Origin of the sequence: Pseudoduganella lutea (assembly GCF_004209755.1) — a bacterium.
In the GTDB taxonomy this organism is placed as follows: domain Bacteria; phylum Pseudomonadota; class Gammaproteobacteria; order Burkholderiales; family Burkholderiaceae_D; genus Rugamonas; species Rugamonas lutea.
In genome coordinates this window covers 3,477,089-3,499,279 of the sequence record NZ_CP035913.1, presented here as the reverse complement: position 1 = coordinate 3,499,279, position 22,191 = coordinate 3,477,089, and the positions used below count along the sequence as shown (strand labels likewise).

At 64.5% G+C, this 22,191-nt stretch carries 20 protein-coding genes; 5 read left to right on the top strand and 15 right to left on the bottom strand.

Annotated elements, in window-relative coordinates; genetic code table 11:
• Positions 1-80 precede the first annotated feature (80 nt).
• The 5 genes from secF to queA form a co-directional block, all read right to left on the bottom strand.
• The gene (secF, locus tag EWM63_RS14795; RefSeq protein WP_130187210.1) at positions 81-1,103 is read right to left on the bottom strand and encodes a protein translocase subunit SecF; all 1,023 of its coding nucleotides are present in this window, start codon (positions 1,101-1,103) and stop codon (positions 81-83) included.
• Positions 1,104-1,129: 26 nt separating this feature from the next.
• Complete coding sequence (gene secD / locus EWM63_RS14790; protein ID WP_130187209.1) at positions 1,130-2,992, bottom strand: protein translocase subunit SecD; 1,863 nt, start codon at positions 2,990-2,992, stop codon at positions 1,130-1,132.
• Positions 2,993-3,058: 66 nt separating this feature from the next.
• Positions 3,059-3,391: a preprotein translocase subunit YajC gene (gene yajC, locus EWM63_RS14785; RefSeq protein ID WP_130187208.1), complete on the bottom strand. Its 333-nt coding sequence runs from the start codon at positions 3,389-3,391 to the stop codon at positions 3,059-3,061.
• Positions 3,392-3,504: 113 nt separating this feature from the next.
• The gene (tgt, locus tag EWM63_RS14780; protein WP_130187207.1) at positions 3,505-4,644 is read right to left on the bottom strand and encodes a tRNA guanosine(34) transglycosylase Tgt; all 1,140 of its coding nucleotides are present in this window, start codon (positions 4,642-4,644) and stop codon (positions 3,505-3,507) included.
• A gap of 13 nt (positions 4,645-4,657) precedes the next feature.
• Positions 4,658-5,683, bottom strand: coding sequence for a tRNA preQ1(34) S-adenosylmethionine ribosyltransferase-isomerase QueA (gene queA, locus EWM63_RS14775; RefSeq protein WP_130187206.1), 1,026 nt, complete (start codon positions 5,681-5,683; stop codon positions 4,658-4,660).
• A 282-nt stretch (positions 5,684-5,965) separates the two neighbouring features.
• On the opposite strand from queA, the gene recG reads away from it, so the two are divergent.
• Positions 5,966-8,035, top strand: coding sequence for an ATP-dependent DNA helicase RecG (gene recG, locus EWM63_RS14770; RefSeq protein WP_130187205.1), 2,070 nt, complete (start codon positions 5,966-5,968; stop codon positions 8,033-8,035).
• A gap of 9 nt (positions 8,036-8,044) precedes the next feature.
• Here the strand turns inward: recG and EWM63_RS32825 are convergent, their stop codons facing one another.
• Complete coding sequence (locus EWM63_RS32825) at positions 8,045-8,176, bottom strand: hypothetical protein (protein ID WP_259772507.1); 132 nt, start codon at positions 8,174-8,176, stop codon at positions 8,045-8,047.
• A 10-nt stretch (positions 8,177-8,186) separates the two neighbouring features.
• On the bottom strand, positions 8,187-9,404 hold the full coding sequence (locus tag EWM63_RS14765; RefSeq protein ID WP_130187204.1) for an MFS transporter: 1,218 nt from the start codon (positions 9,402-9,404) through the stop codon (positions 8,187-8,189).
• Positions 9,405-9,552: 148 nt separating this feature from the next.
• Between EWM63_RS14765 and EWM63_RS14760 the strand changes: the two genes are divergently transcribed.
• Positions 9,553-9,843: a hypothetical protein gene (locus EWM63_RS14760; RefSeq protein WP_130187203.1), complete on the top strand. Its 291-nt coding sequence runs from the start codon at positions 9,553-9,555 to the stop codon at positions 9,841-9,843.
• Here the strand turns inward: EWM63_RS14760 and EWM63_RS14755 are convergent, their stop codons facing one another.
• From EWM63_RS14755 to EWM63_RS14740, 4 genes are all read right to left on the bottom strand, one after another.
• Positions 9,844-10,842, bottom strand: a complete 999-nt coding sequence (locus EWM63_RS14755; protein ID WP_130187202.1) for a Gfo/Idh/MocA family protein — start codon at positions 10,840-10,842, stop codon at positions 9,844-9,846.
• Positions 10,839-11,654 carry a DUF3025 domain-containing protein gene (locus EWM63_RS14750; RefSeq protein ID WP_130187201.1) on the bottom strand — a complete coding sequence of 272 codons (816 nt, stop codon included), beginning with the start codon at positions 11,652-11,654 and terminating at the stop codon, positions 10,839-10,841. Before EWM63_RS14750 ends, EWM63_RS14755 begins: the two co-directional genes overlap by 4 nt.
• Before the next feature lie 3 nt (positions 11,655-11,657).
• A complete protein-coding gene (gene pyrC, locus EWM63_RS14745) occupies positions 11,658-12,707 on the bottom strand; it encodes a dihydroorotase (RefSeq protein ID WP_130187200.1) in 1,050 nt (349 codons plus the stop codon).
• Positions 12,708-12,798: 91 nt separating this feature from the next.
• Entirely contained in the window at positions 12,799-13,524 is a 726-nt protein-coding gene (locus tag EWM63_RS14740; RefSeq protein WP_130187199.1) for an amino acid ABC transporter ATP-binding protein, read from the bottom strand.
• Between the two features lie 160 nt (positions 13,525-13,684).
• Between EWM63_RS14740 and EWM63_RS14735 the strand changes: the two genes are divergently transcribed.
• The gene (locus tag EWM63_RS14735) at positions 13,685-14,947 is read left to right on the top strand and encodes a dicarboxylate/amino acid:cation symporter (protein ID WP_130187198.1); all 1,263 of its coding nucleotides are present in this window, start codon (positions 13,685-13,687) and stop codon (positions 14,945-14,947) included.
• 77 nt (positions 14,948-15,024) lie between these two features.
• On the opposite strand, the gene EWM63_RS14730 is transcribed toward EWM63_RS14735, so the two are convergent.
• The 3 genes from EWM63_RS14730 to EWM63_RS14720 all read right to left on the bottom strand — a co-directional run bounded on the left by EWM63_RS14730 (position 15,025) and on the right by EWM63_RS14720 (position 18,305).
• A complete protein-coding gene (locus EWM63_RS14730) occupies positions 15,025-15,807 on the bottom strand; it encodes a hypothetical protein (RefSeq protein ID WP_130187197.1) in 783 nt (260 codons plus the stop codon).
• Positions 15,804-16,334 (bottom strand): hypothetical protein, encoded by a 531-nt coding sequence (locus EWM63_RS14725; protein ID WP_130187196.1) that lies wholly within the window; start codon positions 16,332-16,334, stop codon positions 15,804-15,806. Before EWM63_RS14725 ends, EWM63_RS14730 begins: the two co-directional genes overlap by 4 nt.
• Positions 16,335-16,478: 144 nt before the next feature.
• A complete protein-coding gene (locus tag EWM63_RS14720) occupies positions 16,479-18,305 on the bottom strand; it encodes an ABCB family ABC transporter ATP-binding protein/permease (protein WP_130187195.1) in 1,827 nt (608 codons plus the stop codon).
• A gap of 59 nt (positions 18,306-18,364) precedes the next feature.
• Here EWM63_RS14720 and EWM63_RS14715 point away from each other — a divergent pair, with 59 nt between their 5' ends.
• Together EWM63_RS14715 and EWM63_RS14710 are read left to right on the top strand one after the other, a co-directional pair.
• Complete coding sequence (locus EWM63_RS14715; protein ID WP_130187194.1) at positions 18,365-18,814, top strand: acyl-CoA thioesterase; 450 nt, start codon at positions 18,365-18,367, stop codon at positions 18,812-18,814.
• A gap of 4 nt (positions 18,815-18,818) precedes the next feature.
• Complete coding sequence (locus tag EWM63_RS14710) at positions 18,819-20,399, top strand: alkaline phosphatase D family protein (RefSeq protein ID WP_130187193.1); 1,581 nt, start codon at positions 18,819-18,821, stop codon at positions 20,397-20,399.
• 96 nt (positions 20,400-20,495) lie between these two features.
• On the opposite strand, the gene EWM63_RS14705 is transcribed toward EWM63_RS14710, so the two are convergent.
• Entirely contained in the window at positions 20,496-22,166 is a 1,671-nt protein-coding gene (locus tag EWM63_RS14705) for a long-chain-fatty-acid--CoA ligase (RefSeq protein WP_130187192.1), read from the bottom strand.
• Positions 22,167-22,191: the final 25 nt, after the last annotated feature.

Sequence of the window (22,191 nt, the reverse complement as noted above, 5' to 3'; positions counted from 1 at the left end):
GGTTAGGCCCCGAATTTAGGAAATATTGTAGAGGCGAAAAAAATGCCGCCCGGAGGCGGCATTGGGGGAGCAGTGCCGTATTAAACGACGGCGCCGTCCGTTTCGTCCTTTTCCTTGACCGGCTTGATCAGGTCTTCGCGCTTGACGCCCAGCTTCATGGCGACGGCGGCCGCGACGAACACGGAGGAGTAGATGCCGAACAGGATGCCGATCGTCAGCGCAACGGCGAAGTAGTGCAGCGTGGGCCCGCCGAAGAACAGCATCGACAACACCATCATCTCCGTGCAGCCGTGGGTGATGATCGTGCGCGACATCGTGCTGGTGATGGCGTTGTCGATCACTTCCTGCACGCTCATCTTGCGCTGCTTGCGGAAGTTTTCGCGGATCCGGTCGAAGATCACGACCGATTCGTTGACCGAGTAGCCCAGCACCGCCAGGATCGCCGCCAGCACCGTCAGCGAGAACTCCCACTGGAAGAACGCGAAGAAGCCCATGATGATGATCACGTCGTGCAGGTTGGCGATGATCGCCGCCACGGCATACTTCCACTCGAAGCGGATGGCCAGGTAGATCATCACGCCGATGACCACCATGATCAGCGCGTTGATGCCGTTCTGCGCCAGTTCCTCGCCGACCATCGGGCCGACGAATTCCACGCGCTGCAGCGACACGAGCTCCTTGCCGGCCGCGTCGACGCAGGAGGTGCGGGCGTGGTGATCGCCCTGCGGCGATATCTCGTCGAACTGCTTGACCGTGCCCTTCTCGGCGCGGCACAGGCCTTCGAAGGCACGTACCGACGTGGTGTCGGAGCCGGTGCCGGCCGTGATCGGCAGACGGATCAGCACGTCGCTGGCGGTGCCGAACGTGCTGGCTTCCGGATGCTCGAAGCCCGCGCCGCGCAGCGATTCACGCATGCGTTCCAGGTTGGCGGCCTGCGGATACTTCACTTCCACCAGCGTGCCGCCCTTGAATTCGATCGACAGGTGCAGGCCCTTGGTGGCCAGGAAGAACACGGCCGCCACGAACGTCAGCGCCGACACGACGTTGAAGATCGTCGCGTAGCGCATGAACGGGATGTCTCTATGAATGCGGAAAAATTCCATGAAATCCTCTTATTGACCGATGGCCGTTACTTCGCTTCTTTCGGTACCCAGACGGTACCGATCGACAGCGACTGCAGTTTCTTCTTGCGGCCATACCACAGGTTGACCACGCCGCGCGACACGAAGACGGCGGAGAACATCGAGGTCAGGATGCCCAGGCCGTGGACGATCGCGAAGCCGCGGATGGCGCCCGAACCGAACACCAGCAGCGCCAGCGCCACGATGAGGGTCGTCACGTTCGAGTCGAAGATGGTTGCCCAGGCGCGGTCGAAACCGGCCGAGATCGCGGCCTGCGGCGAAGCGCCGGCGCGCAGCTCCTCGCGCACCCGCTCGTTGATCAGCACGTTCGCATCGATCGCCATGCCCAGCGCCAGCGCGATAGCGGCAATGCCCGGCAAGGTCAGCGTGATGCCCATCAGCGACAGGATGGCCACCAGCAGCAGCAGGTTGACGGCCAGCGCCAGCACGGAGAAGACACCGAACATCATGTAGTAGATGACCATGAACACGGCGATCGCGAGGAAACCGTACATCGTGGCATTGAAGCCTTTCGCGATGTTCTCGGCGCCCAGTTGCGGGCCGACCAGGCGTTCCTCGATGACTTCCATCGGTGCATACAGCGCGCCGGACTTCAGCAGCAGCGCCAGTTCGGTGGAATTCTCGATGCTGCCCATGCCGGTGATGCGGAAGCGGCTGCCCAGTTCATCCTGGATCGTGGCGACCGACAGCACTTCCGGCTTTTTCTTCTCGAACAGCACGATGGCCATGCCCTTGCCCACGTTGTCGCGGGTGGCTTCGCGCATGCGGCGGCCGCCATCGCCGTTCAGGTCGAGCGACACGGCCGGCTGCTGGTTCTCGTCGAACGTGGCGGTAGCGGACGAGATGAAGTCGCCGGTGATGATCACATCCTTCTTCAGGACGACCGGGACGTTCTTGCCGGCGGTGAACAGCTCCGACTCAAACGGGATCGCGGCCGTCAGCTCGGTGCCGCGCGGCACGGTCTGGTCGACCAGGCGCACTTCCAGCGTGGCGGTACGGCCGATGATCGACTTGGCGCGTGCCACGTCCTGCACGCCCGGCAGCTGGACGACGATGCGGTCCGCGCCCTGCTGCTGGATGATCGGTTCGGAGACACCCAGTTCATTGACGCGCTTGGACAGGGTGGCGATGTTCTGCTTCACGCCGTTGTCCACCGCGGCTTTCAGCGCGGCCGGTTTCATCGACGCGGTCAGCGTCAGGTCGGCGCCGCTGGTGCCGTCGGCGAACTGCAGTTCGTTCATCTCGCCCAGCGCCTTGCGGGCAGCCTGGCGGGTGGCGTCGTCGCGGAATTTCACGATGATCGCATCGCCCGAGCGTTCGATGCCGGCGTGGCGCACGTTCTTGTCGCGCAGTTCGCTGCGGATCGCGGCCTGGAAACCCTGGATACGCTTGTCCAGCGCGGCCTTGACATCCACCTGCATCAGGAAGTGGACGCCACCGCGCAGGTCGAGGCCCAGGTACATCGGGTGGGCGCCGAGTTTCTGCATCCATGCCGGCGTATTGGCCATCAGGTTGTTGGTGACGATATAGGCGGGATCTTCCGGATCGGTATTGAGCCCGCGTTCCAGGGCCAGCTTGGCCTTGAACTGCGTGTCGATATCGGTGAAGCGGGCGCGCACGGAAGGGCTGCTCGAGCCCGCGTCGAACGTGATGCCGGACGTGGGCAGCTTCGCCTCGGCCAGCAATTGCTCGACGCGGGTGACGATATCGCTACCCACCTTCACCGTGGATTTACCGCTGGTGATCTGCAGCGCGGGCGACTCGCCCATGTAGTTGGGTGCCGTGTACAGTGCCCCCAGCAGCACGACGATGGCAATGAGGATGTATTTCCAGATGGGATAACGATTCATGATCTTCAGCGAGGTTGGCCGATAACAAAAGCGGGCGGTGGTGCCGCCCGCTTCCTGTGTGAGGTCTTACAGCCCCTTCAGCGTGCCCTTCGGCAGCAGCGTGGTGACCGCGGATTTCTGCACCACGATTTCCGTGTTCGGTGCCACTTCCACCGTCACGAAGGCATCGGTCACGCGGGACACCCGGCCCAGGATACCGCCGACCGTCACGACTTCATCGCCCTTGGCGAGCGCGTCCATCATGGCTTTCTGTTCCTTGGCGCGCTTCTGCTGCGGGCGGATCATCAGGAAATACATGACCACGAACATCAGGATCAGTGGCACGAAGGTCGACAGGTTGCCCATCATCGACGCATCGGCGGCGCCGGCGGTTTGAGCATAAGCGTTGGAAATGAACACGGGTGACTCCAATGTAATTAAAAAAAACAGCGCTGTATTCTAGCACTGGCCAAAGCCGCAGAGATTGGGGACTTTTACACTATTGCAAGAAGTTCCTGCAGGTTTTTACTCAGTTAAATTCCGCGGGCACGGTCGGCGTGGAACTGCTTCACCCACGCGGGGAAGCGATCTTCATCCAGCGCATCGCGCATCTGCTGCATGATGTCCAGGTAATAGTGCAGGTTGTGGATCGTGTTCAGCCGGGCACCCAGGATTTCCTGCGCGCGGTGCAGGTGGTGCAGGTAGGCGCGGCTGAAGTTGCGGCAGGCGTAGCACGAGCAGGTCGAGTCGAACGGCTCGGTGTCTTCCTTGTAGCGCGCGTTCTTGATCTTGATGTCGCCGAAGCGGGTGAAGATCCAGCCATTGCGGGCATTTCGGGTGGGCATCACGCAGTCGAACATGTCCACGCCGTTGCTCACGCCGGCCACCAGGTCTTCCGGTGTGCCTACGCCCATCAGGTAGTGCGGCTTGTTGGCCGGCAGGCGCGGGCCGATGTGCTCGAGCACGCGCATCATGTCTTCCTTCGGCTCGCCGACGGACAGGCCGCCGATCGCCAGGCCCGGGAAATCGATCTCTTCCAGGCCGGCCAGCGATTCGTCGCGCAGCGATTCGAACATGCCACCCTGGACGATGCCGAACAGCGCATTCGGGTTCTCGCCCCCCTTGAATTCGTTCATCGAGCGCTGCGCCCAGCGCAGCGACATGCGCATCGACTTCGCCGCCTCTTCCAGCGTGGCCGGGCGGCCGTTGATTTCATACGGCGTGCACTCGTCGAACTGCATCACGATGTCGGAGTTCAGCACGCGCTGGATCTGCATCGAGATCTCGGGCGACAGGAACAGCTTGTCGCCGTTGATGGGCGAGTTGAAATGCACGCCATCTTCCGTGATCTTGCGCATCTCGCCCAGCGAGAATACCTGGAAACCGCCGGAATCCGTGAGGATGGGTTTATCCCAGCCCATGAACTTGTGCAGGCCGCCGAACTTGGCCATCACGGTATTGCCGGGGCGCAGCCACAGGTGGAAGGTATTGCCCAGGATGATCTGGGCGCCGATTTCCTTCAGTTCGATCGGCGACATGGCCTTCACGGAACCATAGGTACCGACAGGCATGAAGATCGGCGTCTGCACCACGCCATGGTTCAGTTTCAGCGTGCCGCGGCGCGCTTTCGTCAGACCGGTCGTATCGGTCTTGATGAGTTTAAATTCCAGCATTGTCAGTTATCCGTTATGCCCGGTTGGGCGTAGTCAGCAGCATGGCATCGCCATAGCTGAAGAAGCGGTATTCGTTGGCGATCGCGTGCGCATAGGCGGCGCGGATCTCGTCGAAACCGGCAAAGGCCGAGACCAGCATCAGCAGCGTGGACTTCGGCAGGTGGAAGTTGGTGATCAGCCGGGTGACGGACTTGAAGGCATAGCCCGGCGTGATGAACAGCGCCGTGTCGGCGCTGCCCGCCTCGATCGTGCCCGACTGGGACGCCGATTCGAGCGCGCGCAGGCTGGTGGTGCCGACGGCGATCACATCGCGGCCGGCGGCGCGCGTGGCCTTCACCGCATCCACGGTCGCTTGTGGCATCGTGTACCACTCGGTGTGCATCTTGTGCTCGGCCAGGTTCTCGGTGCGCACCGGCTGGAACGTGCCGGCGCCCACGTGCAGCGTGACATAGGCGAAGTTCACGCCCTTGTCGCGCAGCTTTTGCAGCAGCGCTTCATCGAAGTGCAGGCCGGCGGTGGGGGCCGCCACGGCGCCCGGCACCTTGTTGAACACGGTCTGGTAGCGTGTCTCGTCCACCTCGCCGGGCGCGTGCTCGATATACGGCGGCAGCGGCAGGCGGCCGTACTGTTCGATCAGGTCGAACACGTCGGCATCGAATTTCAGGGTGAAGAATTCGCCGGCGCGCTCGCCCACCGTGACGTCGAAAGCGTCGGCCAGGCGGATCTTCACGCCGGGTCCCGGCGACTTCGAGGCACGGACCTGGGCCAGCACGGTGCGCGTGTCGAGCACGCGCTCGACCAGTACCTCGACCTTGCCGCCGCTGTCCTTGATGCCGAAGAAGCGCGCCTTCAGCACGCGGGTGTCGTTCATCACCAGCAGGTCGCCCGGCTGCAGCAGGTCGAGGATATCGGTGAATTTTCGGTCGACTAGGCGGCTGCCGTCCACGTGCAACAGGCGGGACGCGCTGCGGTCCGGCAGCGGAAACTGAGCAATGCGCTCGGGCGGCAAGTTAAAATCGAAATCGGAGAGCGAATACATAGTGTGTCTGGCGGTGGCGCGCATGGATGACGACGTGCGCGCAATTCCGCTGAAAAAGCATTGGGCAACCTTCTATTGTACGCTAGTGGGTCGCTCGGCAACGGCGTGGCGGTAAAAGCGATGGATTTGCGTGTCAGGCTAGGCGTAAATGCCCCGGGATAGCCACCTATCCCGGGGCATTTGCAACGACGCATGGCGCGGAAATACACGCTTTTAACCCACGATCAGTTGCCGAGCGACCCACAAGAGCTCGCAATCGAGTAAAAAAAGCATCACCTGACCATGGCCGAAACGAAGCAAAGCAAGCCCCCCGTGAAGAAAGCGGCCCCCTCGATCGAAAGCAGGCTGGCCCGGCTCGGGCTGCGCACCGACATGGACCTGGTGCTGCACCTGCCGATGCGCTATGAGGACGAGACCGAGGTCACCGACATCCGCGCGGCCTGCCTGCGCGGCGGGCAGACATCGCAGGTCGAAGGCATCGTCACGAAGAACGAGATCACCTACAAGCCGCGCAAGCAGATGATCGTGCACATCGCCGACGATACGGGCGAACTGATGCTGCGCTTCATGAATTTCTACGGCAGCCAGACCAGGCAGCTGGCCGAAGGCACGCGGGTGCGCGCCCGCGGCGAGCTGAAACACGGCTTCTTCGGCGCCGAGATGGTGCATCCCACTTACAAGGTGGTCAACGAAGGCGCACCGCTGCCCACGTCCCTCACTCCGGTCTACCCTTCCGGCGAAGGCCTGTCGCAGCACGTGCTGCGCCGCGCGATCATGGAGGCGATGCGCCGCGTGGACTGGACCGACACGTTGCCACCGAGGCTTGTCGAAAAGATGCAGCTGCATGGCTTCGAGCCGGCCGTGAAGCTGCTGCACCATCCGCCGCAACAGGTGGACGAGCATGCGCTGGCGGAGCGCTCGCATCCGGCGTGGATCCGCATGAAGTTCGACGAGCTGCTGGCCCAGCAGCTGTCGCTGAAGCGCGCGCAGGACGCGCGCCGGCAAAAAGGCGCGGCGCCGCTCGAGGCGGTGGGCACGCTGACCGCGGCATTCCAGGCTGCGTTGCCGTTCAGGCTCACGAATGCGCAGGCGCGCGTGCTCGAGGAAGTGCGCGCCGACCTGCGCCAGCCTTACCCGATGCAGCGGCTGCTGCAGGGCGACGTGGGCAGCGGCAAGACGGTGGTGGCCGCGCTGGCCGCCACGCAGGCCATCGACAGCGGCTTCCAGGCCGCGCTGATGGCGCCCACCGAAATCCTGGCCGAGCAGCATTTCAGGAAGATCGCCGCGTGGATGGAACCGCTGGGCGTGAAGGTGGCGTGGCTGACGGGCAGCTTGAAGAAGAAGGAAAAGATGGCCGCTTCGGCCATGGCCGAATCGGGCGAGGCGCAACTGGTGATCGGCACGCATGCGCTGATCCAGGACACCGTGCAGTTCGCCAGGCTGGGCCTCGTCATCGTCGACGAGCAGCACCGCTTCGGTGTCGGCCAGCGCCTCACCCTGCGCGGCAAGGGCGCGGACGGACTGGTGCCGCACCAGCTGATGATGTCCGCCACGCCGATCCCCCGCACGCTGGCGATGACGTATTACGCCGACCTGGAAGTGTCGGTGATCGACGAGCTGCCGCCGGGCCGCACGCCCATCGTCACGCGCGTGATCGACCAGAACCGGCGCGACGAAGTGATCGAGCGGGTGCACGCGGCCGCGCTGGATGGCCGCCAGGTGTACTGGGTCTGCCCGCTGATCGAGGAATCGGAAGCGCTGCAATTGCAGACCGCCACGGAAACCTACGAAACACTGGCCGCGGCGTTGCCCGACCTGCAGGTGGGCCTCGTGCATGGCCGCATGAAGCCGGCGGAGAAGCAGGAAGTGATGGATGCCTTCACCGCCGCCCGGGTGCACGTGCTGGTGGCCACCACGGTGATCGAGGTGGGCGTGGACGTGCCCAATGCGTCGCTGATGGTGATCGAGCATGCCGAACGCTTCGGCCTGTCGCAGCTGCACCAGCTGCGCGGGCGCGTGGGGCGCGGCTCGGCGGCCAGCGTGTGCCTGCTGCTGTATCAGAGCCCGCTGGGCCACGTGGCCAAGCAGCGCCTGGCCACGATGCGCGAGACCACCGATGGTTTCGAGATCGCCCGGCGCGACCTGGAAATCCGCGGTCCCGGTGAATTTCTTGGTGCCCGGCAATCCGGCCAGGCGATGCTGCGCTTTGCCGACCTGGAAACGGATGGCTGGCTGGTCGACCAGGCGCGCGACGTGGCGCACGCGCTGCTGCACGACCCGGCCAGCGAACGGGTGGTCGAAGCGCACCTGGAACGGTGGCTGGGCGGGCGCGAAGAGTTCCTGAAGGTCTAGCAGGCCCGGTCAGAAGCACATGACGATCCGCGTCGCCATGTCGAACATGAAATCCGGCCGCAGGTAGGCGGCGAAGCAAGCCGCCAGCACGAGGGCGGCGAGACACCACAGCAGCAACCGGCGCCAGCGCATGTTTCGCATTTCCGCCTCCTTACGCCACCTTCAGGTGCGGGCGCACCAGCGCCCGCTCGTCGATCGGCAGGTTGGCCAGGCCGGCCATGATCCCCAGGCCGATGGCGATGGCCCACACGAGGTCATAACTGCCCTGCAGGTCGAACAGGTAGCCAGCCAGCCAGACGCCGAGGAAGCTGCCGACCTGGTGCGAAAAGAACACCACGCCGGCCAGCATCGACATGTGCGACAGCCCGAACACGCCGGCAATGATGCCGTTCGTCAGCGGCACCGTGGACAGCCACAGCACGCCCATGGCCGCCGCGAACAGGTACACCGACAGTGGCGACAGCGGTACCGCGAGGAACAGGGCGATCACGGCCGCGCGGGAAAAGTAGATGACCGACAGCAGGTAGCGCTTCGGCAGCCTGCCGCCCAGCTTGCCCGCCCAGTAGGAGCCGAAGATGTTGAACAGGCCGATCAGCGCCAGTGCGATGACGGCCACCTTGGGATCGGCCAGCCCCTGGTCCCTCAGGTAAGCCGGCATGTGCACGCCGATGAACACGAGCTGGAAGCCGCACACGAAGTAGCCCGCCACCAGCAGCAGGAACGAGCGGTTGCCGAGCGCCTCGCCCAGCGCTTCGCGGATGCCCTGCCGCGGGCCGGCGGCCACCTGGGCCACCGGTTCACGCAACCGGAATGCCATCGGCACCATCAGGAACACGACGATCGCGGCCAGCAGGTACAGCGCGTTCTGCCACCCCGCCTGGGAAATCATCGTCTGCTCGATCGGCATCAGCAGGAACTGGCCAAACGAGCTGGCGGCGCCGGAAATGCCGAACGCCCAGGAGCGCTTTTCTGGCGGTGCAGCACGGCCGATGATGCCGCTGACGGCGCCGAACCCCGTGCAGGCCAGACCCAGCCCGATCAGGATGCCGGAACCGGCGATGAACAGCGTGGCGTCCGTGACGGTGGCCATCCATGCCAGCCCGGCCATGTAGGCGAACGCACCGACCAGCACCACGCGCATGGTGCCCCAGCGGTCCGCCACCATGCCGGCGAACGGCCCGAAGGCGCCCCACAACAGGTTTTGCAGCGCCATCGCCAGCGAATACGTTTCGCGGCTCCAGCCGTTGGCCTGCGAAATGGGCTGCATCCAGAAACCGAAACCGTGCCGCACGCCCATCGCCAGCGTCAGGACGACACCGGTGGCAAGCAGGATCGTTTTCAGGTCGAGGGTACGCGCCGGGTTGGACATGGCAGGCCTTTCTGGATGATGGAACAGTGTAACGCAGGTGCGATGTGCTGCATTGCAGCAACATGTATAAGCTTCAATGAATAAAGTCGTTGTATTGAATCGTTAGCAACATTAGAATGCCAAACAATCTGGACTTTTCTGCAAATACATGATCAATATCAAAAAATATTTCGTAATCGCATCTCTTGCATTTGGTGTAAACGCGACGGCTTCCGCCGCGGTGGAAGTTGCCGGTTCATTGGCTCAAACCAGTGTCCTGGCACCGGGCGCCACATCGACCGAGGCCTCCGTTGGCCAAGGCGTTGCCGCCCCGGCCGCGAAGACCGCCGACAAGGCCGAACCAGTGCTCACGGAAACGTCGAGCTGGTCGATGCTGCTGGTCGGCGCCGGCGTCCTGCTGCTGCCCCGCAAGCGCCGCGTCGACAACCTCGTTCGCTGATCAACGGTCGGCGTCGTAGGCGACGCCGATCTGCCGCCGGATCTCGTCCAGCACCCCCATCAGCGCCAGCGTTTCATCCAGCGGCATCACCGGGCTTTCCGTCAGCCCTGCCCGCAGGCAGCGATTCACTTCGATGATTTCATGCGCATAGCCATTGCCGATGCGCGGCTTGCGCACCGTGCGGCGATTGCCATCATCGAGTTCCACCGTCACTTCTTCCGTGTTGTGGAAGCGGCCGTGCAGGCGCACGAAGCCCTTGCTGCCGCTGATCGTGAATTCGCCCGGGGTGCGCGCCGCCAAACTGGCAGTGCAGGCCGCCAGGCCACCGTTCTCGTGCTGCAGCGCGAACGTGCATTGCAGATCCACGCCCGTGGGCGCAAGCTGGCCGACAGCCTGTACCGACTTCACGGGGCCGAGGAAGTAAGCGGCGATCGACAGCGGATAGATACCCAGGTCCAGCAGCGAACCGCCGCCCAGCGCGGGATTGAACAGGCGGTGCTCGGGATCGACAGGCGCGTCGAAACCGAAATCGCCCTGCACGGTGGCCACGGTGCCGATCTCGCCACTGGCCACGATGCGCTTTGCTTCCAGCACGGCAGGCTGGAAGCGGGTCCACATCGCTTCCATCGCGAACAGTTTTTTCTCACGCGCCAGCGCCACGATGTCTTGCGCTTCGCGCCGGTTCACGGTGAAGGCCTTTTCGACCAGCACGTGCTTGCCCGCGTTCAGGCACATCAGCGCGTTCTCGCGGTGCATCGGGTGCGGTGTGGCGATGTAGATCGCATCGACATCCGGATCGTCGGCCAGCGCCTGGTAGCTGCCGTGGCTCTTCGTCAATTCGTGCGAGCCATGTTCGCCGACAAACGCGGTAGCGCTATCAACACTGCGCGACGCAACGGCCGCGAGCACGGCATCCGGCGTTTCCTTCAGCGCGGTGGCGAAGGCCTTGGCGATCTTGCCCGTGCCGAGGATACCCCAGCGAATCGTTCGTACTGTCATGGTTTCTCCAGAGTGGATGCGTTCCGCCTGGGACGGAACACGGTGGTGTCGTCATAAAAAGCGTCGTCCTGCGCCGCCCACCAGCCGGGAATGCCCAGTACCGGTAGCGGCGTGAAATCGGCCTTGCGCAACCCTGCCCCGCGCAGCCGCTCAGCAACATGGGCATCGATCCATGCCTGCTGCTCTCCGCGCGGCAGTGCGAAATACGCTGCCGGCGCGGCCACGACCAGGGTGTGCGCGGTGATGGCCTTGTAGGGCGCTATCAGCTTTTCCATCAGCGCGTGGCCGAACAGCCAGACCTGCGCCTGCGCCCCGAACATGGCGGCGCGCTCGACGAACGCCTCGCGCCAGCGGTGGTTGCGCAGCGCGTCGGCCAGCGCCGCGCCTTCCGCATTGTCCCGTACCACGAGCAGCGCGGCGTTCTCGTCGAACAGCGTGGCCGCATCGCGCGCGGGGCCCCGTTCGGCGCGGATGCCGTCGCGGGCGATCTGCGCCGCCTGCAGGGCATTCAGTTCGCGCTTTACCAGCGGAAAACTCAGCCACACGAGGCCATTGAAGAAATCGTGCAGGTTGTCGCGCGTGGGGACGCAGCCGGTGGCACCGATGTGCTCTTCATAGGCCGCGCCCTCGGGGAGCGCGGCCTGCGGCACGAACCGGATCGGCAGGCCGGCGTGGTTGACGAGGCCCAGCACCGCGGCGCGGGCGCTGAAGGTACCGATGACATCGGCGTCCGCATGGGTGGCACCGGCGGACTGCGCCGCCGGGCGCACCGCGTCATACCACGGACACGACCAGTCGACCGGAGGCAGCACCGATTACGCCATGCGCCAGTTGATGGTTTCGCCGGCATTCAGCGGCACGACCTCCTGCTCGCCGAGCGGCAGGGTTTGCGGGAGCGTCCATTGCTCGCGGTTCAACGTGATCGTGCCTTCGTTCGGCGGCAGGCCGTAGAACGCCGGGCCGTTCAGGCTGGCGAATGCTTCGAGCTTGTCGAGCGCGCCCGCGCGTTCGAATGCTTCCGTGTACAGCTCCATCGCATGCAGCGCGGTGTAGCAGCCGGCGCAGCCGCAGGCGGCTTCCTTGGCGCCTTGCGCATGCGGCGCCGAATCGGTGCCGAGGAAGAAGCGCTCGTCGCCGCTGGTGGCGGCCGTCACCAGCGCCAGGCGGTGTTCCTCGCGCTTGAGCACGGGCAGGCAGTAGTAATGGGGGCGGATGCCGCCCTTGAAGATCTCGTTGCGGTTGTACAGCAAGTGGTGCGCCGTGATCGTGGCGGCGATCGGGCCTTCGGCCTCGGCCACGTACTGCGCGGCGTCCTTGGTGGTGATGTGCTCGAACACCACGTTCAGCGCCGGGAAATTCTTGCGCAGCGGGCGCATCACGCGCTCGATGAACACGGCTTCGCGGTCGAACAGGTCGATGTCGCCATCGGTGACTTCGCCGTGCACGAGGAACGGCAAGCCGGTTTCCTGCATCACTTCGAGCACCTTGTAGCAATTGGCCAGGTCGGTGACGCCGGCGTCGGAATTGGTGGTCGCGCCGGCCGGGTACAGCTTCACGGCATGCACGAAATCGGACTCGGCGGCGCGGCGGATCTCGTCCGGCGACGTGTTGTTGGTGAGATAAAGCGTCATCAGCGGTTCGAACGACAGCCCGGCCGGCAGTGCGGCCAGGATGCGGTCGCGGTAGGCGGCGGCCTGGGCGACCGTGGTCACGGGCGGCTTCAGGTTCGGCATCACGATGGCGCGGCCGAACTGGCGCGCGCTGTGCGGCAGCACGCTGGCCATGGTGGCGCCGTCGCGCAGGTGCAGGTGCCAGTCGTCCGGGCGGATGATGGTCAGGGAAGAAGGGGCGTCGAAGGTGGACATTGGCAAGTCTCGAAAAACGGATGCGATATTCTACCCCCTTGCAAGCCGCATCCGGCGGGAGCTCGCCGGCACCGGGTTGCCGCCTCGTCCGTCAGTGGATGATCCTGGCCAGGAATTCGCGTGCGCGGTCCGACCGGGGCGCGCCAAAGAACGCATCCTTGCCGCAATCCTCGACGATGCGGCCCGCATCCATGAACACCACGCGGTTGGCCACGCGGCGCGCAAAACCCATCTCGTGGGTGACGACCATCATCGTCATGCCATCCTGCGCCAGCCCCACCATCACGTCCAGCACTTCGTTGATCATTTCCGGATCGAGCGCCGAAGTGGGTTCATCGAACAACATCGCCACCGGGTCCATCGCCAGTGCGCGGGCGATCGCCACGCGCTGCTGCTGCCCGCCCGAGAGCTGGTTCGGGTATTTGTCCTGCTGCTCGAGAAGGCCGACGCGATCGAGGTACTGCAGGCCGCGTTCATTGGCCTCGTCGCGCGCGCGCTTGAGCACCTTCACCTGGCCGAGCGCCAGGTTTTGCAGCACCGACAAGTGGGGAAACAACTCGAAATTCTGGAACACCATGCCGATGCGGGCGCGCAGGCGCGGCAGGTCGGTGCCGGGCGCATGGACCGCGGTGCCATCGACGACGATCTCGCCGCGCTGGACCGGTTCGAGCCCGTTGACGGTCTTGATCAGCGTGGATTTGCCGGAGCCGGACGGGCCGCAGATCACCATCACGTCGCCCTTTGCCACCTGCGTGGTGCAATCGGCGAGCACCTGGAACTGCCCGTACCACTTGCTGATGTTTTGTATGTCGATCATCGCCATTCGTGCGCCCAAAGCCTGCTTGACAGTGTTGAATGCCCCAAGGATACTGCGCGAAACTTTTCTAACAAATGCCTGATAATTAATCATTTTACGGCAAACCCCGGCACCGGCGCGCAACCCGCCGCCGCGCGCCCAGCATGGAGAGACACCGCTCATGGAGAAAAAGAATCGCCTGACCACCTGGATCCTGGTGGCACTGGCACTGGGGATCGTGGTTGGCTATATCCTGAACACCACGATGGAGACGCCGACATCGTACTCGGAAGCGATGTCGCTGATCACGACCATGTTCCTCCGGCTGATCAAGATGATCATCGCGCCACTGGTGTTCTCCACGCTGGTGGTGGGCATCGCGCGCATGGGTGATGCCAGTGAAGTTGGCCGCATAGGTATCAAGTCGCTTGCCTGGTTCTTTGGCGCCTCGGTGATGTCGCTGGCGCTGGGCCTCGTGCTCGTGAATATCTTCCGCCCCGGCGACGCGCTGAAAGGCACGCTGGACACTGCGGCCCACGTGACCAACCTGGCCACCAGCAGCCTGACGCTGAAGGACTTCATCACCCACCTGATCCCCTCCTCGATCGTGGATGGCATGGCGAAGAACGAGATCCTGCAGATCGTGGTGTTCTCGCTGTTCTTCGGCCTGGGCGCCGCCGCCGTAGGCAAGAAGGCCGAACCGATGGTGGACGCGATCGACGGCGTGGCCCACGTGATGCTGAAGGTCACGGGCTACGTGATGCAGTTCGCGCCGATCGCCGTGTTCGCCGCCGTTTCCGGCATCATCGCCAAGGAAGGCCTGATCGTTCTGAAGACCTACGGTGTCTTCATGGCCGAGTTCTACTTCGGCATCGCCGTGCTGTGGGGCCTGCTGATCCTTGCTGGCTTCGTCTTCCTGGGCAAGCGCATCTTCGAGCTGCTGACCGAAGTGCGTGGCCCGACGATCCTCGCGTTTTCCACCGCGTCGTCCGAGGCGGCATTCCCGAAAACGCTGGAAGGCCTGGAGCGCTTCGGCGTGCGCAACCGGATCGCCGCGTTCGTGCTGCCGATCGGCTACTCGTTCAATCTCGATGGCTCGATGATGTACTGCACGTTTGCCGCCGTGTTCATCGCCCAGGCCTACGGCATCGAGCTCTCGCTGGGCACGCAGATGACGATGATGGCCGTGCTGATGCTGACGTCGAAAGGCATGGCCGGTGTGCCGCGCGCCTCGCTGGTGGTGATTGCCGCCACGCTGTCGCAGTTCAATATCCCGGAGGCGGGATTGGTGCTGCTGCTGTCGATCGACCACTTCCTGGACATGGCCCGTTCCGCCACGAACGTGATCGGCAACAGCATCGCGACCGCCGTGGTGGCCAAGTGGGAAGGCGAATTGACCCATCCTTCGAAGGATAAGGATCCCGCCCTCGAGCCACTGGCCTGATGGTGCGGACCTTGATGGCGCCGACCTGAACCGCGACGCAATCCTGTAACGGGGCCGGGCATGACAGCCCGGCCTTTTTATTTGCGGCCCGGTTCGGATGCGCCCCGATAGGGCGTGGGCACGTAGCAGGCGTCGACGTCGGCGGTGAGCACGGGGCCGATCGCATCGAGGCCGTGGTTCCAGCTCGATATGGCCGCCGCCGAAGCCTGCGACGACGTGTGCGGGCTGTTGAGACGAAAGCCCGACAGTTCATGCCCGGGCATGACGTGGTGCGGATAGGGAAGCAGGTAGTCGGCGGCGCGCCAGAAGACATAGCTGATGCCATCCGTTTCGCCGCGCCACCCGGGTGGCGTGCCCGTGATCATCACCGGCGCGGAAATCATCAGCGCCAGCGACGCGATGTACAGGCCGGAATCCGGCGCCTCGTCGTTGTGCAGCGTGTAGCGCCACGTATTTTGCGCCAGCACGGTGGTGACGCGGGCATGCAGCGGCGCGGCCATGCGCGGGGTCGGTGCCGGTATCCGCACATAGCGGTTCAACTGCAAGCCGTGCACCACGCCGCCGACCGCGTACCTGACCGCCAGCGTGAGCAGGTAGCGCCGGCCCGGCGCCAGTCCGCCGGCGGCGAAGCACACGGTAAAGCTCGCCGCGCTGCACCGTTCCAGCATGCCCAGCACGACAGGAAATGCGACCGGCCCGAGGCGCACCGCACCACCCAGCTTGACCCCATGCACCTCGAGTGCGGACAGGGCCGTGTCGCCCACATTCACCACGGGCACCAGCAGGTGGACCTGCCCATCCACGTTGTCGACGCCAGGTGCGCCAAGTGCCGCGCGCGCGGCGGTTGTCAAACCGCTCATGGAAACCTCCGTTGCAGCAATGAATCGGTATCGCCCAGGCGCGACCAGCGCGAGGCCCAGGCGCCAGGGACCATCAGCAACAAACCGCATGCCAGCATCAGCACCGATACCGGTTCCGGCACCGGCATGGGCTCGGCAACCGTGGCGGTGGCGGCCTGCGCTCCGGCAATCAGGGCCAGCTCGGTCAGCGCGGCGGCCGATGGCACGTCGCCCCGTTCATCGCCGGGCGTGTGGACGGGTGGATGCGGGGCCGGGAATGGTAGGGGATAAGAAGGGAAATACGGCGAGAAATCAGCGGGAAAATAATAGGAAAAATAACCGGGGAAATAGCTGGTGAATGGCGCGGGGAAATAGCCGGGTGCTAGCACCATGGGCGCTGGCGCGAATGATTCGGCGGGAAAACCGATGGGCAGGATCGGCAGATAAGCCGGCAATCGGGCATGGGAGCCGATGTCGATGACGTCAACCGCACGCGCCGGCAGGCAGGCCAGCAGTGCTGCAAGCGCAACAACCGGTGTTGATCGCACGGTACCTCCCTCGACCAGGCCGCATGCATTGCGGCCCCGTCCTGATGGAGGCAAATTGCGGGCCAGGGAGTGAAACCGTTTTGTATCAGGTGCTTACTGCGCAGTCATCAGTATTCACAGGAATACTGTCAATAATGCCGACGCTTATGCGGCGGCTTCATCCGGTGCATTGGCCCGGGCTTGCTGCCGCGCCCACATCTGCGCATACAGGCCGTCCGCCGCCAGCAGCGCCGCATGGCTGCCGCGCTCGACGATGCGGCCATGGTCGAGCACCAGGATCTGGTGGGCGTCGGCCACGGTGGACAAGCGGTGGGCGATCACCATCGTCGTGCGGTTCCTGGCGATTTCCTTCAACTGTGCCTGGATCGCCTGCTCGGATTTCGAATCGAGCGCCGAGGTGGCCTCGTCGAACACGAGGATGGCCGGGTTCTTCAGCAGGGTGCGCGCAATGGCCACGCGCTGCTTCTCGCCGCCGGACAGTTTCAGCCCGCGCTCTCCCACCATCGTGCGGTAGCCGTCCGGCAGGCTGTCGATGAATTCGTGGATCGATGCCGCCTTCGCCACGGCCACGATCTCGTCATGCGTGGCCCCCGGCTTGCCGTAGGCGATGTTGTACTCGATCGTGTCGTTGAACAGCACCGTATCCTGCGGCACGATGCCGATCGCGTGGCGCAGCGAGTCCTGCGTGACGGCGCGCAGGTCCTGGCCGTCGATCGTGATCGCGCCACTGTCGACTTCATAGAAGCGGAACAGCAGTCGCGACAGCGTGGACTTGCCCGAACCGCTGTGGCCGACGATGGCCGTGGTGGTACCGGCGGCGATCGTGAAGTCCACATCGAACAGGATCTGCCGCTTCGGCTCGTAGCTGAACTCCACGTGGGAGAACCTGACCTGGGCGCCTTGCGTGACCAGCGGCTGCGCATCGGGCGCATCGGCCACCTCGCGGTTTTCATCGAGCAGCGAGAACAGGCGTTCCATGTCGGCCAGGCTCTGCTTGATTTCGCGGTAGATCACGCCCAGGAAGTTGAGCGGGATATACAGCTGGATCATGAAGGAGTTCACCAGCACGAGGTCGCCCAGCGTCATGGTGCCGTCGACCACGCCGACCGTGGCGCGCCACATGATCAGCGTGACCGCGGTGGCGATGATGGCCGACTGGCCCGTGTTCAGCAGGGACAGCGATGTTTGCGAACGCACCGCCGCCGACTCGTAGTGCTTCAGGCCTTCGTCGTAGCGTTTCGCTTCATATTCCTCGTTGCCGAAATACTTGACCGTCTCATAGTTCAGCAAGGAGTCGATCGCCTTGGTGTTGGCCTTCGAGTCAAGGTCGTTCATCGTGCGCCGGAAATGCGTGCGCCAGTTCGTGACGGTCACGGTAAAGACGATATAAAGCACCAGCGCGCTGAACGTGATCACCGAGAACCAGATGTCGTAGTGGGTGACGAGATAGGCCAGCACCAGCGTGATCTCGACCAGCGTTGGCAGGATGTTGAACAGCGTGTAGGAAATCAGCGAGCCGACGCCGCGCGTGCCCCGCTCGATGTCGCGCGTCATGCCGCCGGTCTGCCGGTTCAGGTGGAAGCGCAGCGACAGCGCATGCAGGTGCCGGAATACCTGCAGCGCGATGGTGCGCACGGCGCGCTGCGTGACACGGGCAAACAGGAACTCGCGCAGCTCGGTAAACAGCGTGGTGGACAGCCTCAGTATGCCGTACACGACCAGCAAGCCGACCGGCAGCACCAGCAGCGCGCGCGGATCGCCCGGCTTGAGCGTCATCGCATCGACTAGGTGCTTCATCACGATCGGCACGCCCACGTTGGCCAGCTTGGCGCCGACCAGCGCCAGCAGGGCAAGGCCGACCCGCCACTTGTACACCCATAAATAAGGGAGCAACGTTTTCAGGGTGGCAAGATCGCTGCGGCCAGGGCGGCCGGGCGGGGGCGGTTCGGAAGAATAGGCGGAACGACGCATGACGGGCTGGCTGGCGTTAGAATCTGGGACCCAATTGTAGCCTTCAACGAGATTTCACGATGACCACGCCCACCGTTACGCCCGATGTAACGCCCACCCTCGCCCCAAATCGCTTGCCTGTGGGCAAAATGCCGGAGCTGCGCGTGATGCCCGCCCCGGCCGATGCCAACGTGTATGGCGACGTGTTCGGCGGCTGGATCATGGCCCAGGTCGACATTGCCGGCTCGCTGCCGGCCACCCGCCGGGCCAATGGGCGCGTGGCCACGATCGCCGTCAATTCCTTTGTCTTCAAGAACCCGGTGTTCGTCGGCGACCTGCTGTCGTTCTATGCCGATATCGTCCGGGTGGGCACCACGTCGATCACCGTCAACGTCGAGGTCTATGCGGAACGCAACCGCCTGCAGGCGGACATCGTCAAGGTCACGGAAGCCACGCTGACCTACGTGGCCACCGGGTCGGACCGCAAGCCGCGGCCGGTACCGCCGATCGAATCGCTGATGCACAAGTAAGCGGATGGAGCACGGCCGCCGGCTGTTGCTGCTGACGGGTGCCAGGGTTGCAGGCCTGGCGGCGCTCGGCCCGGTGCTGCCGTGCGCGGCCGCGCCGCGCAACACGCCCTATCCCTTCACGCTGGGCGTGGCCTCCGGCGCGCCGCTGCCCGACAGCGTGGTGCTGTGGACGCGCATCCTGTTCGATCCGCTCGATGCCCGCACCACGCCGCCAGTGGCGTTCACGGTGCGCTGGGAAGTCGCCGAAGACGAGGCATTCCGCACCATTGCCGCCCGCGGCACGGCCACCGCCATGCCGGCCCTGGCGCACAGCGTGCACGTCGACGTGAAAGGCTTGCGGCCGGACCGCTGGTACTGGTACCGCTTCATGCTGGGCAATGCAGTGAGCCCCGTGGCACGCACCCGCACGGCGCCCGCGCCCGGCACCCTGCCCCGCGCGCTGAAGCTGGCCGTGGCGTCGTGCCAGCACTGGGAGTTCGGCCATTACGCCGCCCAGCGCCACCTCGCGCAAGCCGCACCCGATCTGGTTGCCTTCCTGGGAGACTACATCTACGAGTGGGGCCGATACAGCCTGGACCATCCGCAGCGGGCCGTGCGCCGCGACGAAAGCTTCACGCTGGACCAGTACCGCGCCCGTTACGCGCAGTACAAGAGCGACCGTGACCTGCAGGCCGCGCACCACGCGGCGCCGTGGATCATGACGTGGGACGACCATGAGGTGGCGAACGACTACAGCGGCATGCGGGACGAATTGCTGACGCCCGACTTTGCCGCACGTCGCGCCGCCGCCTACCAGGCCTATTGCGAGCACCAGCCGCTGCGCTTCACGGCTGGAGGAGGCCGGAGCAGATTCGAGGATGTGCGCATGTACGGACGTTACGACTGGGGCGCGCTGGCGAGATTCCACGTGCTCGACAACCGCCAGTACCGTTCGCCGCAGGCCTGTGCGCGGCCGGACCGCGGCGGCTCCAATTCCGTCTACCGCAATGCCTGCGCGATGCTGGCCGACGGCCGGCGCACGATGCTCGGTTCCACGCAGGAGACCTGGTTGCGCGAAGGACTGAAGAGCTCGAAGGCGCGCTGGAACGTGCTGGCCCAGCAAACACTGATGGCGCAGTCGTCGCAGGTGGCGATCCGCCGCGCCAGCGATGGCCGCTTCTGGACCGATGGCTGGGACGGCTACCCGGCCGCCCGCCAGCGCCTGCTCGACGCGGTACGCACGAGTGGCGCCGCCAATCCGCTGGTGCTGTCCGGCGACGTGCACACGTTCTATGCGGCCGAGCTGCGGCGCGACCCGACGCGGCCGCGCGCGGCCGGCAACCCGGTCGTGGCCACGGAGTTCTGCGGCACCTCGATCACGTCGAGCTCACGGCCGCAGGAACGCACCGCGCAGTACGTGGAGATGAACCCGCACATCAGGTATGGGCGCAGCGACCGGCGTGGCTACATGCTGATGGAGATCACGCCGGAGCGGACTTCGGTGCTGTTCCAGGGATTGGACGATGTGCGGGACAAGGCCAGCGGGATTCGGACGCTGGCGAGGTTCGCGGTGGAGGATGGGAAGGCGGGAGTGATTGCCGCCTGAGATACGTTCCAGGCTTTACCCCAGAGGCGTAACCCTGGGGTCAGACCACGGTCTGACCCCGGCAGTTGCCTGTGGGGTTAACAAGTTTGCCAACACTCAAGCCGCGCGCTTCTCGTCCCGCAACTGCCGCCGCAGGATCTTGCCCACGTTCGTTTTCGGCAGGTCGTCGCGGAACTCGATGTACTTCGGTTTCTTGTATGCAGTCAGCTCGTGCTTGCAGAATTCCATCAGCGATTCCGCGGTCAGGTTCGGGTCCTTGCGCACCACGAACAGTTTCACGGCTTCGCCGGAATTCTTGTCCGGCACGCCGATGCACGCGCACTCGAGCACGCCCGGGTGCGCGGCCACCACGCCTTCGACTTCGTTCGGGTACACGTTGAAGCCGGAAACGATGATCATGTCCTTCTTGCGGTCGACGATCTTCGTGTAGCCCCGCTCGTCCATGATGCCCACGTCGCCGGTCTTGAAGAAACCGTCGGCCGTCATCGAGCGGGCCGTTTCATCGGGCCGCTGCCAGTAGCCGGCCATGACCTGCGGACCGCGGATGGCGATTTCGCCGGCGGTGCCCAGCGGCACCGGGTTGCCGTCGTCATCGAGGATCGTCACTTCGGTGGACGGGATCGGCAGGCCGATCGTGCCCGTGAATTCCTTGATGTCCACGCGGTTGGCGGTGGCAACCGGCGACGTTTCGGACAGGCCGTAGCCCTCGATGATCGGCGTGCCGGTGAGCTTGAGCCACTTGTCGGCCACGGCTTGCTGCACGGCCATGCCGCCGCCGTTGCACACCTTGTAGCTGGAGAAGTCGAGCTTTGCAAAATCGGGATTGTTCAGCAGCGCGTTGTACAGCGTGTTCACGGCCGGCAGCACGGTCACGCGGTATTTCGCCAGCTCCTTGACGAAGCCCGGGATGTCGCGCGGGTTCGGGATCAGCACGTTCAGGCCGCCCAGGCGCATGCCCATGAAGGCGCTGATCGTGAGCGAATAGATGTGGTACAGCGGCAGCGCGCACACGAACACCACCTGCTCCTGCTGCGGCCCCATGTGCAGCCATGCCTCGTTCTGCAGCACGTTGGCGACCACGTTCCGGTGCAGCAGCACGGCGCCCTTCGAAACGCCGGTGGTGCCGCCCGTGTATTGCAGGAAGGCGATATCGTCGTGACCGATCTTCACCGGGTGCAGCGTCATGCGGCCGCCCTCGGCCAGCACCTGCTTGAACGGCACGGCGCGCGGCAGCGAGAACGCCGGCACCATCTTCTTCACGTGACGCACGACGAGGTTGACGATCGTGCCCTTCACGGCGCCCAGCAGGTCGCCCATCGTGGCCACGATCACGTGCTCGACCGGCGTTTCATGCAGCACCTGCTGCACGGTGTTGGCAAAGTTTTCCAGCACGATGATCGCCTGGGCACCGGAATCCTTCAGCTGGTGCGCCAGTTCGCGCGGCGTGTACAGCGGATTGACGTTGACCACGGTGAAGCCGGCGCGCAGGATGCCGGCCATCGCCACCGGATACTGCAGCACGTTCGGCAGCATGATCGCCACGCGGGCGCCCTTCTGCAGCCCCTTGCCCTGCAGCCAGGCGCCGAACTTGCGGGACATCTGGTCGACCTGCGCATAGGTGAGGAACTTGTCCATGCAGACGTAGGCCTTGTCGTCGGCGTATTTGCGGAACGAATCCTCCAGCAGATGCGTCACCGAGGTGTACTGCGAGACGTCGATCTCGGCGGGTACGCCTTCGGGATAGGATTTCAACCAGATTTTTTCCATGCGGTGCCTCTTCTTTCGCTTGTCT

Bases quoted from the DNA above. Each gene is read 5' to 3' on its own strand.
- tgt (WP_130187207.1), bottom strand. From the start codon at position 4,644: ATGCTGGAATTTAAACTCATCAAGACCGATACGACCGGTCTGACGAAA.
- secF (WP_130187210.1), bottom strand. From the start codon at position 1,103: ATGGAATTTTTCCGCATTCATAGAGACATCCCGTTCATGCGCTACGCG.
- EWM63_RS14710 (WP_130187193.1), top strand. From the start codon at position 18,819: ATGGAGCACGGCCGCCGGCTGTTGCTGCTGACGGGTGCCAGGGTTGCA.
- EWM63_RS32825 (WP_259772507.1), bottom strand. From the start codon at position 8,176: ATGCGAAACATGCGCTGGCGCCGGTTGCTGCTGTGGTGTCTCGCCGCC.
- EWM63_RS14740 (WP_130187199.1), bottom strand. From the start codon at position 13,524: ATGATCGACATACAAAACATCAGCAAGTGGTACGGGCAGTTCCAGGTG.
- EWM63_RS14705 (WP_130187192.1), bottom strand. From the start codon at position 22,166: ATGGAAAAAATCTGGTTGAAATCCTATCCCGAAGGCGTACCCGCCGAG.
- EWM63_RS14720 (WP_130187195.1), bottom strand. From the start codon at position 18,305: ATGCGTCGTTCCGCCTATTCTTCCGAACCGCCCCCGCCCGGCCGCCCT.
- secD (WP_130187209.1), bottom strand. From the start codon at position 2,992: ATGAATCGTTATCCCATCTGGAAATACATCCTCATTGCCATCGTCGTG.
- EWM63_RS14765 (WP_130187204.1), bottom strand. From the start codon at position 9,404: ATGTCCAACCCGGCGCGTACCCTCGACCTGAAAACGATCCTGCTTGCC.
- EWM63_RS14735 (WP_130187198.1), top strand. From the start codon at position 13,685: ATGGAGAAAAAGAATCGCCTGACCACCTGGATCCTGGTGGCACTGGCA.
- pyrC (WP_130187200.1), bottom strand. From the start codon at position 12,707: ATGTCCACCTTCGACGCCCCTTCTTCCCTGACCATCATCCGCCCGGAC.
- EWM63_RS14760 (WP_130187203.1), top strand. From the start codon at position 9,553: ATGATCAATATCAAAAAATATTTCGTAATCGCATCTCTTGCATTTGGT.
- queA (WP_130187206.1), bottom strand. From the start codon at position 5,683: ATGTATTCGCTCTCCGATTTCGATTTTAACTTGCCGCCCGAGCGCATT.
- EWM63_RS14730 (WP_130187197.1), bottom strand. From the start codon at position 15,807: ATGAGCGGTTTGACAACCGCCGCGCGCGCGGCACTTGGCGCACCTGGC.
- EWM63_RS14715 (WP_130187194.1), top strand. From the start codon at position 18,365: ATGACCACGCCCACCGTTACGCCCGATGTAACGCCCACCCTCGCCCCA.
- recG (WP_130187205.1), top strand. From the start codon at position 5,966: ATGGCCGAAACGAAGCAAAGCAAGCCCCCCGTGAAGAAAGCGGCCCCC.
- EWM63_RS14755 (WP_130187202.1), bottom strand. From the start codon at position 10,842: ATGACAGTACGAACGATTCGCTGGGGTATCCTCGGCACGGGCAAGATC.